Source organism: Ferruginibacter sp. (genome assembly GCF_014377975.1).
Taxonomy (GTDB): domain Bacteria; phylum Bacteroidota; class Bacteroidia; order Chitinophagales; family Chitinophagaceae; genus Ferruginibacter.
Genome location: NZ_JACMOO010000386.1, coordinates 1 through 13,627 on the forward strand (window position 1 = coordinate 1; position 13,627 = coordinate 13,627).

A 13,627-nucleotide genomic window follows, 5' to 3' on the forward strand; every position below is an offset into this window, starting at 1 on the left:
AAAACCAAATTTATAACAATTTTTTACAACAGAAAGTTGCATTGGAATTATGATTATTTATTTAAACATAGTACAATTTTCGCTTTAGCTGCTTCCACACTAACTTTTACTATTTACTGCAGAATAACTAACTTGGATTATTAAACAATAATACTATGCCAACCATACAACAATGGCTGAATGAATATGGAGAAAGCCGCCAGGATACTACCAATAAAACTATTCACTGGATTTGTGTACCGGCCATATTTTTTGCCATTGTTGGCTTTTTGTACAGCATTAAATTACCTTTTGTAATAACGGGCCATCGGATAAACGTAGCGATGATAGCATTTGTGTTTATGATTATTTACTACTTTTTGTTAAGTAAAACGCTGTGGGTGGGTATGTTTTTATTTGGCACCATTTGCCTGTTGATAAGCCATTTCATTGAGCTTAAATTTTTGATGCCTTTATGGGCTTTTTCGCTCCTGATATTTGTGGCAGCATGGATCGGTCAGTTTTACGGACACAAGATTGAAGGAAAGAAACCTTCTTTTATGAAAGACCTTCATTTTTTACTGATAGGACCTGCCTGGCTGATGAGTTTTATTTACCAGCGGCTTGGTATTAAAATATAAATTACTCCAGACCAAATAAACCCACATTTAATAATTGCAAAGTCTGCACCTTGTAATTTTTAGGAATAAGGATGGAGATGTTATGACTGCTGCCACCATAACTTACCATGCGGATAGGGATACCGCTCAATGATTTAAAAATCTGCTGCATCACATCTTTTGTTTCCGTAATTTCATTGCCTACTATGGAAACGATGGTTTGATTGGCATCAATTTCTACCGTTCCAAATGGCTCCAGTTCCTTAATAATTGCAGGCAGATTGGTATCGTTATCTATTGTTAGAGATACCCCTACTTCTGAAGTAGTGATCATATCAATAGAAGTGCGGTGCTTTTCAAACACCTCAAATATTTTTCTTAAAAACCCATAGGCCAATAACATACGGCTGCTTTTAATTTTAATGGCCGTAATCCCGTCTTTTGCAGCTATTGCTTTTACGCCCACACTTCCTGCCAGTTCGGTTATTAAAGTTCCTCTTGCTTCTGGCTGCATGGTGTTTAGTAACTTAACAGGCACTTTATAAAATTGTGCAGGCCAGATGCTTGCGGGGTGTAAAATTTTTGCGCCAAAGTAAGCCAGCTCGGCAGCCTCTTCAAAGCTCATTTGTTCAATAGCAACGGTTTTCTTTACTACTCTTGGATCGTTGTTGTGCATGCCATCAATATCTGTCCATATTTCGCAAACGGATGCATTCACTGCTGCTGCAATCAGAGACGCACTGTAATCACTGCCGCCTCTTTTTAAATTATCTACTTCGCCTTTGGCATTACGGCTGATGAAGCCTTGTGTAATAAAGACGGTTTTATTTTTATGGCGTTGTAAAATCTGCGCCAGCTTTACCTTGATGCTTCCTATCTGTGGTTCGTCATCATTATCAATTGTCATAAAATCCAATGCAGGTATTAATGCATGATCAATACCCTGCTCCGTTAGATAAACAGAAAATAATTTGGTACTCAGTAATTCGCCTTGCGCAAGAATATCTTTATTCAATGCTTCACTAAAAGATATTTTTAAGATGATGTTCAGAAATTCAAAATGTTCGGAAATAATACTTTTGGCACTTGCCAGGGCTGCTGCTGTTTTAAGCAGTTGATCAATAAAATTTTGGTAGTGTGCTTCCAATATTTCTATCTGTTGTTTGGCCATATTCCTGTCTGCGTTGGCCAGCGATACACTGATTTCCACCAATGAATTGGTAGTGCCGCTTAAAGCAGATAATACCACAATTTTAGGCTCTGCATCTTTTGTTATCAACTTCGCCACCTCATGCATTCTTTCGGGTTTGCCTACGCTGGTACCACCAAACTTCATTATTTTCATTACCGTAATTTTTTTATTGGATTGCAAATATAATCAGAGTGAAATTATAAGGATAATTTTTCCTGAGCGGCTACAATGACAGGCCAAATTTTTTACCCAGCTCTTCCAGTTCCTTTATTACAGATGTTGCCAATGGCAGGCCACTTTTCATTCTTTCCTTTTCCATAGCAGTTTCCGGCTGGCCAGGTATGATAACTTTTGGCTGGCCTGCAACAGTTTTAGCAGCACTAAAACGTTGTATCCATTTATCCATGTGCATTTTAAAATCTGCTGCCGGGCGAAAAGCATCAATGCGCATTGCTCCAAAAAAATGCCCGATCCCTTCACCCGGCATATTTTCGGGCATGGGTACATAGGCAGGAAAAGGCGGAACCCACGGACCGTAATTAGCGCCACTTAAAATGGCTGAAAAAATATCTACAACACTACCGAGCATGTATCCTTTATGACTGCCATGTTCTTTATCCCCGCCAAGGGGCAATAAGGCCCCGCCATTTTTTACTTCAGATGCATTGGTACTTGGTTCACCCATTTTGCTTTGTACCCAGCCTTCAGGTGTTGCTGCATTTTTTCGTTGTAGTATTTCCAGTTTTCCATTGGCGGCAGTAGTGGTGGCAAAGTCGGCCACAAAGGGAGCTTCGTTTCCTGCAGGTATTGCCACGGCAATTGGATTGGTGCCTAACAATCTTTCTATTGAAAAAGTAGGTGCGACTAATGCCGATGCGTTGGTCATTGCAATACCAATCATATCATGTTCCAATGCCATCATTGCATGAATACCGGCAATGCCAAAATGATTGCTGTTTTTTACGCTAACCCAGCCAGTGCCTGCATTTTTTGCTTTGTCAATGGCAATCTGCATGGCTGCAGGCGCTACCACCAAACCCAATCCTTTGTCGCCATCTACGGTGGCTGTAGATGGTGTTTCATGAACAATACAAATATCCGGGTTGGCTTTAATCCGGTTCACTTCCCACAAACGGATATAGCCGGTTAAGCGGGCGATGCCGTGGCTATCTACGCCCCGCAAATCGGCTGACAGCAATACTTTGGCTGCAGTTTCGGCATTGACATTGGTGCAACCAATTTTTATAAAAATATTTTTTGAAAAAGTATAGAGTTGCTGGTAAGAATATATGGAAGCCATTGAAAATAATTAACTGCTGAATATTTGAGTGTACATCAAATTGATTGCACCTATTGCCATTTTTACAAAAGTAAAAGAGGGCGATGCAACAATGATCATCAATGAATAAATGTTTGGACCAATTTTTTAAAACTGCAGGTGTCTTACCGTTAGCCCATTATTGATCAATTGTTTTAAAGAATCGATGCCAATTTTTAAATGGCGTTCTACAAATTCGGAGGTAACCTTTTTATCGCTGGCTTCTGTTTTTACGCCATCGGGAACCATCGGGCTATCGCTTACCAGTAATAAAGCACCAGTAGAAATTTTATTGTAAAAACCCACGGTAAAAATAGTTGCCGTCTCCATATCAATGGCATAGGCCCTTACCCGTTGCAGGTATTCTTTAAATACATCATCATGCTCCCAAACCCTTCTGTTAGTTGTGTACACCGTGCCCGTCCAGTAATCGCAGGCATAATCCCTTATGGTGGTGGAGATAGCCTTTTGAAGCATAAACGAAGGTAAGGCAGGAACCTCAGGCGGAAAATAGTCGTAGCTGGTTCCTTCGCCTCTTAATGCGGCGATGGGTAAAATCAGATCGCCAATTTTATTGCGCTTTTTTAAGCCACCGCACTTACCCAAAAACAATACTGCTTTGGGCTGTATGGCTGTCAGCAAATCCATTACCGTAGCTGCTCCCGGGCTACCCATTCCAAAATTGATGATGGTAATATTACCTGCGGTAGCACATTGCATGGGCTTGTCTGTGCCTACAACTTTTACCTTATTCCATTTGGCAAACATGGCAACGTAATTAGAAAAATTAGTGAGTAAAATATACTCGCCGAAGTTCTCCAGCTTTTCGCCGGTATAACGGGGTAACCAGTTTTCTACTATGGCTGCTTTTGTTTTCATTTATTTGGTTTATTGGTTTATTCGTTTATTTGCCATTGAATAAAAGTACAAAATATATTTTCTCTACTAATGATAAAGATAGCATACCCCGCTTACCAGCCTAAAATTAAACAGGGCCCGGGTAAAGAAATGATATTTGATGAGGTGCGTAAACAATGGGTATTGCTTACACCGGAAGAGTGGGTTAGGCAGAATTTTTTACAATATTTAATACAGGTAAAAAAATATCCGGCTGCATTGATTGCTGTTGAAAAAGAAATTTATTTAGGCGATGTAAAAAAGCGCTTTGACATTGTAGTGTATGATAAAAATACCCAGCCCTGGATGCTGGTTGAATGTAAGGAAATGAATGTGGGGCTGAATAATATGGTGTTAAGCCAGGCACTTCGCTACAATATAAATCTGAAGGTTCCTTACCTGGTTATTACCAATGGCATGTATGGTTATGCATTTACACTTAAGAACCAGGAGTTGGAAGAAATAAATATTTTACCTGAGTTTTTATAAAATTAAAATTTCCTTTTTACTTGTATCAACCAAAGCCGCATCGGGGCAAAACAATAACGATGGATAAAGAATAATCCTTTATCCATCGTTATTATTCTTTCAAAGTAGGATTAAACTACCATAATTTCTTTTTCCTTGGCTTCCAGGTGCTTTTCAATCAGTAAAATAAAACGGTTGGTTTTTTCCTGTATGTCGGCTTCGGCGTCTTTGGCAGCATCTTCGCTCAGCCCGTCTTTTTGCAATTTTTTTATTTGTTCAATAGCATCCCTGCGGATATTCCTGATAGATACCTTTCCATTTTCACCTTCGCCATAGCATCTTTTTACCAATTCCCTTCTTCGTTCTTCTGTTAAAGGTGGTAAAAACAACCTGATTGAATTACCATCATTTTGTGGATTAATGCCAATATTGCTTGCAATGATTGCTCTCTCAATAGGCTGAAGCATATTCTTTTCCCAGGGTTGAACAGAAATAGTGCGTACATCCAAAACAGAAATATTGGCAATTTGTGCAATGGGTGTAGGCGACCCATAGTAGTCTGCTACAATGCCATCCAGCATATTGGGATTTGCTTTACCAGCACGGATTTTTATCAACTCTGTTTCCAGGTGAGCGATTGCCCTTTTCATCGTGGATTCTGTATCCAGTTTAACCATTTCTAATTCTTCTGACATATAATAGAAAATTAAGTGGATGCAAAACTAAAGAAAAGAACAATAGGCAGATAAAAAATGATGAAACGGAAAAAGGATTGAAGTTAATTTACTTGTACAGATTTAGGGACGACCGTTGCAATTTTACGGTATTTTACCACTTGTTTTTTGGTATCAATATTAACTACTTCGGTTGTTTTATTTTTTGGCCGGCTATAATAAATGATGGCAATAAATGTGCATGAAATTGCCATCAGCACCCCTACTACCACAGTTGTTCCGAAACTGCGCAAAAAGTAGGCTATCAATAGCAACCCTATATTACAGCTAACACAAAGTAAGGTTACTTTTTGGTGGCTAAAGCCAAGTTCCAGTAAAAAATGGTGTACGTGATTTCTATCCGGGCTAAAGGGAGACCGGCTATTGAAAATACGCAAGGCAAAAACACGCAGGGTATCAAACAAAGGAACTATTAATATGGCAAAACCAATTGCAGGCGCTGCTTCCAGCGGAAATGGCACCGTGGGTGAACCCGCAATATTTATAAATTTAATTACCAGAATAGAATTGATTAGCCCAATCAACAAAGAACCCGTATCGCCCATAAATATTTTTGCGGGAGAATGGTTATACATTAAAAACCCTACCAGGCTTCCTGCCAGCGACAGCGCCATTACTGAATACAATAATTGCCCGGCATAAAAAAAGTAAGTACCAAATACCAGTGAAGTTAAAAGTCCCAAACTTCCGGCAAGGCCATCAACGCCATCAATTAAATTAAAAGAATTAATGATTACAATAACTGTAAAAAGGGTTAACACAATACTTGCAATGGGTGGTATGGTGGTGATGCCTAAAAACCCGTGCATGTCAGCAATTTGTACACCGCCAAATTTTATTATAATGCCTGCCGCAATTAATTGCCCAATGAATTTTTTTGCAGCAGAAAGCACAAGAATATCGTCTTTAATACCCAGGAAGAAAATTACAATGGCCGCAGCAACAAAATACTGTAGTTCAATACTGCCTACAGGTGCACCGATTAAAGTTGCTAAAATAAACCCACCAAAAATACCAAGGCCACCCAAGGTGGGAATGACCATTTTGTGAACTTTCCGCTCATCTGGCTCATCGTATAATTTCTTTCGTCTTGCTACTTCAATAATAACTGGAATAGCGAAAAATGTAATTAGAAATGCCAGTCCGAAACTTATTAATATGTTATTCATGCATGCACAATTAATATGATAAGGATTACAATAAATACCTTAAAAAAATAAAATTATCCTGAATAAAGGAGCGATTTACAGAAATATATTGTGTATAATAAATGTAGATAGCAAGTTTAACGACAACCCTTTCCTCATCCTGAATATTTTACCGCAAATTAACGTATAAATTACGAACTTATTATTATAGACATGCATACATATATATTTTTACTTTGGCGATGAATGTAATTGAAGTAGGTTTGCATTCAAAAATAAAAAAATGACGGACTTAAAAGAAACAGCCTGCCAGGTAAGACGGGATATTGTACGCATGGTTCACGGCGTTCAAAGTGGCCATCCGGGCGGATCATTGGGATGCGCAGACTATTTAACTGCCTTATATTTTAATATTATGAAACATAATCCTTCTTTTAGCATGGATGGGGTAGGAGAAGATTTGTTTTTTTTAAGTAATGGACATATTTCACCGGTATTTTATAGTGTTTTGGCAAGGAGCGGCTATTTTCCTGTACAGGAATTAGCCACTTTCAGAAAGTTAAACAGCCGCTTACAGGGCCATCCCACCACGCATGAACATTTACCGGGTGTGCGCATTGCTAGTGGCTCGTTAGGGCAGGGAATGAGCGTGGCTTTAGGTGCTGCTATAGCTAAGAAACTAAACAAAGATACCGCAACGGTCTTTTCTTTACATGGTGATGGTGAACTGGATGAAGGACAGAACTGGGAAGCCATTTTGTTTGCTGCCCATAAAAAAATTGATAATTTAATAGCTGCCATTGACTGGAATGGTCAGCAGATAGATGGACCTACTGAAAAAGTAATGAACCTTGGCGACCTTGCCGGCAAATTCATAGCTTTTGGCTGGGAGGTTGTTAACCTGGAAAAGGGAAATGATATGCATGAAATTATCGCTGCTTTACAGCATGCCAAATCGCTTACAGGCAACGGTAAACCAATTGTTATTTTGATGAAAACCTGCATGGGCAAAGGAGTAGATTTTATGGAAGGTAGCCACGAATGGCATGGTATTTCACCCAATGATGACCAGTTGCAAAGAGCACTGGCACAACTGCCGGAAACGATGGGTGATTATTAAGTAACACTTTTAAAAAATAATTTATGCAGGATGATTGTATGATCATCCGGTTTTACGTGTTTGCAAAAAGCTTCCAAAATGAGGAAGCTTTTTTTATGGTATTATTCAATGTAATTTTAAACCTATCTTAATTCAATCGCTTGCTTTGATGCCTTAAGGGCCGGAAACCAGGAAGCCAGGAAAGCGATAAAGGTTGCAGTCATAGCAACCAATATAAAATCTGTAAGCTGCAGTTGCACCGGAAAATAATCAATCAAAAAAGAACCTCCTTCTAATTTTATCAATTTGAAATTTACCTGTAAAAAACAAATTATTAGTGCCAGGATAATACCCATGACCGTACCAATACCTGCCAGCAATAAACCCTCACTGAGAAAAATTTTCAGTATCATACTCTTATCTGCGCCCATACTTTGCAATACACTGATATCTTTTTGTTTTTCCATCACCAGCATGGTTAATGCACTTACCATATTAAAAGCTGCAATAAAAAGTATTAAGGTAAGCACCGCATAAATGATCCACTTTTCCATGCGCATGGTATTATACAAACTGGCATTTTGCTGATATTTTGATTGTATGGTATAGGCGCTTCCTAATAAATTGGATAATTGCATTTGAATAGCTACAGGGCTTGACTTACTATTTATTTTTATTTCTGTTGCACTGTATTCCTCCGCAGAAAAACCCATTTGCTGTTTAACAAAATCAATATTGGTAAAAGCATATTTATTATCGAAATCCTGCTGTATGGTAAAAACACCGGTGGCTTTTACAATACCTTCGCTTAAGGATTGCATCGGGTCATTTGCGGTAACTTTTCCCTTTTTAGGTAAGATAAGTGTAAGGCTGGATGCCTTGAAAGCTGCATCTACACTGATCGCTGCAGCATTTTGTATACCTGCCCCCACAATTAAACCAGGTTCTGCAGCAGTACCAGTGTTAAAATTACCAAGGTAAGTTTTCGCTGCAACACCAGAAACATTGGTGTAATTATTATCAACGCCTTTCAGGTAAACAATTGTTTGGATATCTTCATTTTGCAATAAAGCTTTCTCTTCGGCAATTAAAGAAATGGCACTTATTCCCGGCTGTTGTTTTATTAATGCAAGCTGGGTACTGGTAAGTGTAAAGGTTTTCCCCCTGGCAGGGATAATTTTTATGTCAGCATAAAAAGATCCATACAATGATTTTACCAATCCCTCAAAACCGTTAAAAACACTTAGCACCAATATTTGGCAGGCTATGGCAAATGTTATTACTCCTACTGTTACCCACGAAATAATATTGATAGCATTGGCACTTTTTTTTGCTTTAAAATACCGCCATGCAAAAGTTAGATACATAACCCTATGCCCCTAAAGGGTATTTAGCCGTTAAAAAATTGAATGTAATATTTATTCGCCTTCGTGTGCTTTCTTAATATCAGTACCTTCCTCTTTTTTTATTTTCTCAAACAGTTCTTCCATTTTAAAAACATAGTCGAGCGTATCATCAATAAAGAATTTCAGTTCCGGAATACTGCGTAACTGGTGCCGCACACGGGTACCCAGTTCTTTTCGGATCTCTTTATTTTTTTCTTCAAATTTTAATAAGGTTGCCTGTGTATCTTTTACCTGAAACATGCTCAGGTAAACCCTTGCTTCAAAAAGATCGGGCGTAATTTTTACAGATGAAATGGAGATCATTCCCCCATCCATCATGGTGATACCCATGCGGCGAAAAATATCATTCAGTTCTTCATTGATAAGCCCGGCTACCTGTTTTTGCCGTTTAGTTTCTTTTGTCATGCTGCAAATATTATGAACTGTAAAGTTATATGGTTTGCCGGACTTTAATTTCAATATTTCATCCTTGTAAATGTCAAATACAATTTGACATTTACAAGGATCATTGTATCTTTATAAAATGATAGAAAGGGCCGTCAAACCTGTTATTGAAAAGTGTTTAAAAGTCCTTCCTGCAATTGTCATTTTAGGGCCGGGACAGGCAGGCAAAACTACCTTGATTAAGTTACTGGCAGCAAAAAATAAAAAGGAAACCATATATCTTGACCTTGAAAAAACCAGCGACTTTGATAAACTGAACCGTGATGCCGAAGAATATTTACTTTCTTATCTGAATGAGTGTGTGCTGATTGACGAAATTCAGCGCATGCCCTCACTTTTTCCTTTATTACGTGCAGTTATTGATGAAAAACGGAAGCCCGGCCGGTTTATCATTACCGGTTCTGCATCTTTTGCATTATTAAAAGGCGCTCCTGAAAGTTTAGCGGGAAGAGTAGCTTATTTTTATCTGCACCCAATTGGATTGCATGAATTACCAGCTGCTATCCCTATGAATAAACACTGGTTTAGGGGAGGCTTTCCACAAGCTCTTACAATACGCAACAATCAATTACTACAAGGGTGGCTGGATTCATTTATTACTACTTATATAGAAAGAGATCTGCCATTTTTATTTGATATACGTTTTTCTACCTCAACCATGCGCAGGTTATGGAGCATGCTGGCTCATTTGCAGGGCAGTATATTAAACGCAGAAAACCTTGGTAATTCGCTGGACGTTACAGGTACTACCGTAAAGCGATATTTGGATTACCTGGAAGCTGCTTTTATTATTACCAGGCTACAACCTTATTTTATAAACATTGGCAAGCGATTAATAAAAGCCCCTAAAATTTATATTAACGACAGCGGTATTTTGCATTATCTGTTAAGGCTGCATGCCGAAAAGGAGTTATTAAATCACCCTGCCGTTGGTGCATCCTGGGAGGGATATATTGTTAGCCAGGTTCTGTATGCAAAAGACAGCAGGCTTGACATGTATTACTATCGTACCCAGGCTGGTGCAGAATGTGACCTGGTATTGGTTCGAGGCCATGTGGTGAAAGCCTGCGTGGAAATTAAACTAAGCAAGGCCCCGGTTGCTACCAAAGGCTTTTTTCATTGTATTGAAGATTTAAAAAGTAAAAATAATTTTATTGTGTGTTCTGCAGATGTTGATTATATAAACAAGCAGGGAATACGTATAGTGGGTGCCGCGATTTTTATAAATAAATATCTTGCCAAGCTATAACACAGCCTTGTAAATATCAAATAACGTTTGACATTTACAAGGTTATTAAAATGATCATTTTGTGGATGATATTTAATAATTAAAAAAAAATAGTGATTTAAGAATCTATCTTATTTTTTTGTATTTTATGGCCTGGCGGCCGGCAGACTATTCTGATATCTTATCTCTGCAAGAAAGATTAATAAAAAAGTGATCACTAATATTGTGTCGATGGTTTTGTAAGGTTATGAATGACATTTTATTATTACAGCCTGCTTTTTTATTGATTTAAGTAAAAACCCCACCGATAAAAGCAACACAATGGTATGCAGTAAAAGAGGGCGACGCAACAATGCCGCTATGGAAAATTACTGCCAGGACCGAAAATAAAAAAACCGGCAAGGGCCGGTATAAAATTTGTTGAAATTACTTTATTGAAATGTTGCACCAACTGTAACTTTATCTTTCATCATTTCTCTCAACACATTCGCAATGGCACTGGCATCCAAACCAATTTCTTCGTACAGCTGTCTGGCAGACCCATGCTCTACCAACCTGTCCGGAATACCCATTATTTTCACAGTTGCTTTGTAACCGTGTGCATTCATAAATTCTAAAATAGCAGTTCCAAAACCGCCTACAACCGTACCATCTTCAATGGTAATTATTTTGTTGTATTTGCTAAAAACTTCGTGTAACAAAGCCTCATCAATTGGCTTTACAAAGCGCATATCATAGTGTGCCGGATTGATGCCTTCTGCTTTTACATCACGGATGGCAGCAGCGGCAAAATTTCCGGGATGACCAAAAGAAAGTATCGCTACATCCTGTCCATCCTTTAACTTTCTTCCTTTACCAATTTGTATTTCTTCAAAAGGTGTTTTCCATTCCGGCATTACTCCTTCGCCCCTTGGATAACGAATTACAAAAGGGTTGACAGTACTTTCCAACTGCGAAGTATACATGAGGTTTCGCAATTCTTTCTCATTCATCGGTGCACTAACAATCATGTTTGGGATACAACGCATATAAGCTATATCATAACATCCGTGGTGTGTTGCGCCGTCTTCGCCTACAAGGCCGGCCCTGTCTAAACAAAACACTACCGGCAATTTTTGTATGGCCACATCATGCACCACCATGTCGTACGCCCTTTGCATAAAAGAAGAATAAATATTGCAAAATACCCGCATGCCCTGTGTTGCCAAACCTGCACTTAATGTAACGGCATGTTGCTCGCAAATGCCTACGTCAAAAGCACGTCCGGGCATTTTTTCCATCATGTATTTTAAAGAAGATCCGCTGGGCATTGCCGGCGTAATCCCCATAATTTTATCATTCATTTCCGCCAGCTCAATAATGGTATATCCAAATACATCCTGGTATTTTGGTGGCTGCGGAATATCAAATTTTTTCTTTTGTATTTCTCCTGTTACTTTATCAAATAATCCTGGTGCATGCCATTTAGTTTGGTCTTTTTCTGCCAGCTCGTATCCTTTTCCTTTTACTGTTTTAATGTGTAATAATTTTGGACCGGGGATATTTTTAAGATCGTTGAGCGTATCTACCAGCTTGGTAATATTATGTCCGTCTATGGGGCCAAAATAACGCAGGTTGAGCGCTTCAAATAAATTAGCGCTGCTGCTCACCATTCCTTTTAACCCATCCGTTAATTTTTGTGCCATGGAACGGGAAAAAGTTTTTCCCATTGGTAATTTGCCCAACAAATTCCACACATCATCTTTTACCTTATTGTAAGTATGAGATGTAGTAATATCGGTCAGGTATTCTTTTAATGCGCCTACGTTGGGGTCAATACTCATACAGTTATCATTCAAAATAATAATGATGTTAGAGTTGGCAATGCCTGCGTGGTTCATGGCTTCAAAAGCCAGTCCGGCCGTCATAGCACCATCGCCGATTACCGCAATATGCTGTCTGTCTTTTTCACCCTTATAATAACTTGCCATGGCCATTCCCAATGCAGCACTGATGGAAGTTGACGAGTGCCCCACACCAAAAGTATCATACTCGCTTTCGGTTCTATTAGGGAAACCACTCAGCCCTTTGTATTTCCGGTTAGTGGGGAACTGATCTCTTCTGCCAGTTAAAATTTTATGTCCATAAGCCTGGTGTCCTACATCCCATACCAATTGATCGTATGGAGTATTGAAAATATAATGCAATGCCACACTCAGCTCTACCACGCCCAAACTGGCTGCAAAGTGGCCACCATGTACGCTTACCACGTCAATAATATATTGCCTTAGTTCATCACACACCAGGTGTAACTGATCTTTGCTTAATTTTTTAAGATCATCAGGGTTGTTAATGTTACTTAATAATTTGCCGGCTTTAATTTCCATGCTTTAAATTTTGCGGTGTAAAGTTACATCTTTAAAGGGCTTTTTTCACCTTAATATATACAAACCACAACGTTAAAAGTTGTATTATATTTTGATGCTGATGATTCCGGATTAGTGAATTACACCGGTAATATTTTAACCAGCGTATTTCATCATATTTAACATCAAATCCGGGTCAGGGCAATTGTGTAAATACTTTTCCTTTTCGCTGATACTACAAACGCCAGGATAATCTCCTTTATGGAGTCGCATATCCTGAATAATCTGAAAATGGAGGTGTGGAGGCCAGTTACCGTTTTCTGATGCTTCACCAAAATGTGCCAGCAACTCTCCCCTGCTGATGTATTTTCCTTCCTGCATGTTGGCGATGTCGGCTAGGCTAAGGTGTCCATACAAAGTATGAAAGACGATTGTTTCCAACTGGTGTTGTAAAATAATGGTGGCACCATAATCACCAAAATTATCATTGTAGGCAAAGCTGTGAACTGTGCCACCGATGGGTACAAAAACTTTGGTGCCGGCCTTGCCCCAGATGTCGATGCCGAGGTGGATGGAACGGGAGGCTGCCTCCTCTGAAGCTTCTCCAAAGGGTGAAACTTTTGAACCTCTTGATTTAAAGTGATCACTTCTTTTGTAAAGTATTCTATCTTCCCCGTAGCCACCTATTCCGTACAGTGCATTTGCGGAAAATAATTTTTGATCCATGTAATTAGAAAATACTTCTGTAT

At 38.9% G+C, this 13,627-nt stretch carries 13 protein-coding genes; 4 read left to right on the forward strand and 9 right to left on the reverse strand.

Features of this window, described 5'->3' with window-relative positions:
• Positions 1-155 precede the first annotated feature (155 nt).
• Complete coding sequence (locus H7254_RS19025) at positions 156-620, forward strand: DUF962 domain-containing protein (RefSeq protein WP_301934477.1); 465 nt, start codon at positions 156-158, stop codon at positions 618-620.
• Position 621: 1 nt separating this feature from the next.
• Here H7254_RS19025 and H7254_RS19030 read toward each other — a convergent pair whose 3' ends face one another.
• From H7254_RS19030 to H7254_RS19040, 3 genes are all read right to left on the reverse strand, one after another.
• Positions 622-1,944, reverse strand: a complete 1,323-nt coding sequence (locus tag H7254_RS19030; RefSeq protein ID WP_301934478.1) for an aspartate kinase — start codon at positions 1,942-1,944, stop codon at positions 622-624.
• A gap of 70 nt (positions 1,945-2,014) precedes the next feature.
• The gene (locus H7254_RS19035) at positions 2,015-3,091 is read right to left on the reverse strand and encodes an Ldh family oxidoreductase (RefSeq protein WP_301934479.1); all 1,077 of its coding nucleotides are present in this window, start codon (positions 3,089-3,091) and stop codon (positions 2,015-2,017) included.
• Between the two features lie 126 nt (positions 3,092-3,217).
• A complete protein-coding gene (locus H7254_RS19040) occupies positions 3,218-3,988 on the reverse strand; it encodes an AMP nucleosidase (RefSeq protein WP_301934480.1) in 771 nt (256 codons plus the stop codon).
• 69 nt (positions 3,989-4,057) lie between these two features.
• On the opposite strand from H7254_RS19040, the gene H7254_RS19045 reads away from it, so the two are divergent.
• Positions 4,058-4,495, forward strand: a complete 438-nt coding sequence (locus H7254_RS19045) for a type I restriction enzyme HsdR N-terminal domain-containing protein (protein ID WP_301934481.1) — start codon at positions 4,058-4,060, stop codon at positions 4,493-4,495.
• Positions 4,496-4,605: 110 nt separating this feature from the next.
• Here the strand turns inward: H7254_RS19045 and frr are convergent, their stop codons facing one another.
• A complete protein-coding gene (frr, locus tag H7254_RS19050) occupies positions 4,606-5,169 on the reverse strand; it encodes a ribosome recycling factor (protein WP_301934482.1) in 564 nt (187 codons plus the stop codon).
• 83 nt (positions 5,170-5,252) lie between these two features.
• Positions 5,253-6,377, reverse strand: a complete 1,125-nt coding sequence (locus H7254_RS19055) for a glycosyltransferase family 4 protein (protein WP_301934483.1) — start codon at positions 6,375-6,377, stop codon at positions 5,253-5,255.
• 262 nt (positions 6,378-6,639) lie between these two features.
• On the opposite strand from H7254_RS19055, the gene H7254_RS19060 reads away from it, so the two are divergent.
• Positions 6,640-7,476 carry a transketolase gene (locus tag H7254_RS19060; protein ID WP_367875459.1) on the forward strand — a complete coding sequence of 279 codons (837 nt, stop codon included), beginning with the start codon at positions 6,640-6,642 and terminating at the stop codon, positions 7,474-7,476.
• Positions 7,477-7,598: 122 nt separating this feature from the next.
• Here H7254_RS19060 and H7254_RS19065 read toward each other — a convergent pair whose 3' ends face one another.
• Both H7254_RS19065 and rbfA read right to left on the reverse strand, forming a co-directional pair.
• Positions 7,599-8,822 (reverse strand): FtsX-like permease family protein, encoded by a 1,224-nt coding sequence (locus tag H7254_RS19065; RefSeq protein ID WP_301934484.1) that lies wholly within the window; start codon positions 8,820-8,822, stop codon positions 7,599-7,601.
• Between the two features lie 51 nt (positions 8,823-8,873).
• Positions 8,874-9,266 (reverse strand): 30S ribosome-binding factor RbfA, encoded by a 393-nt coding sequence (rbfA, locus tag H7254_RS19070; RefSeq protein WP_301922348.1) that lies wholly within the window; start codon positions 9,264-9,266, stop codon positions 8,874-8,876.
• A 118-nt stretch (positions 9,267-9,384) separates the two neighbouring features.
• On the opposite strand from rbfA, the gene H7254_RS19075 reads away from it, so the two are divergent.
• Positions 9,385-10,554, forward strand: coding sequence for an ATP-binding protein (locus H7254_RS19075; protein ID WP_301934485.1), 1,170 nt, complete (start codon positions 9,385-9,387; stop codon positions 10,552-10,554).
• A 410-nt stretch (positions 10,555-10,964) separates the two neighbouring features.
• Here the strand turns inward: H7254_RS19075 and dxs are convergent, their stop codons facing one another.
• Together dxs and H7254_RS19085 are read right to left on the reverse strand one after the other, a co-directional pair.
• Positions 10,965-12,899, reverse strand: coding sequence for a 1-deoxy-D-xylulose-5-phosphate synthase (gene dxs / locus H7254_RS19080; RefSeq protein ID WP_301934486.1), 1,935 nt, complete (start codon positions 12,897-12,899; stop codon positions 10,965-10,967).
• Positions 12,900-13,034: 135 nt separating this feature from the next.
• Positions 13,035-13,627: peptidoglycan DD-metalloendopeptidase family protein (locus H7254_RS19085; protein ID WP_301934487.1), on the reverse strand; the 593-nt coding region annotated here is incomplete at its 5' end.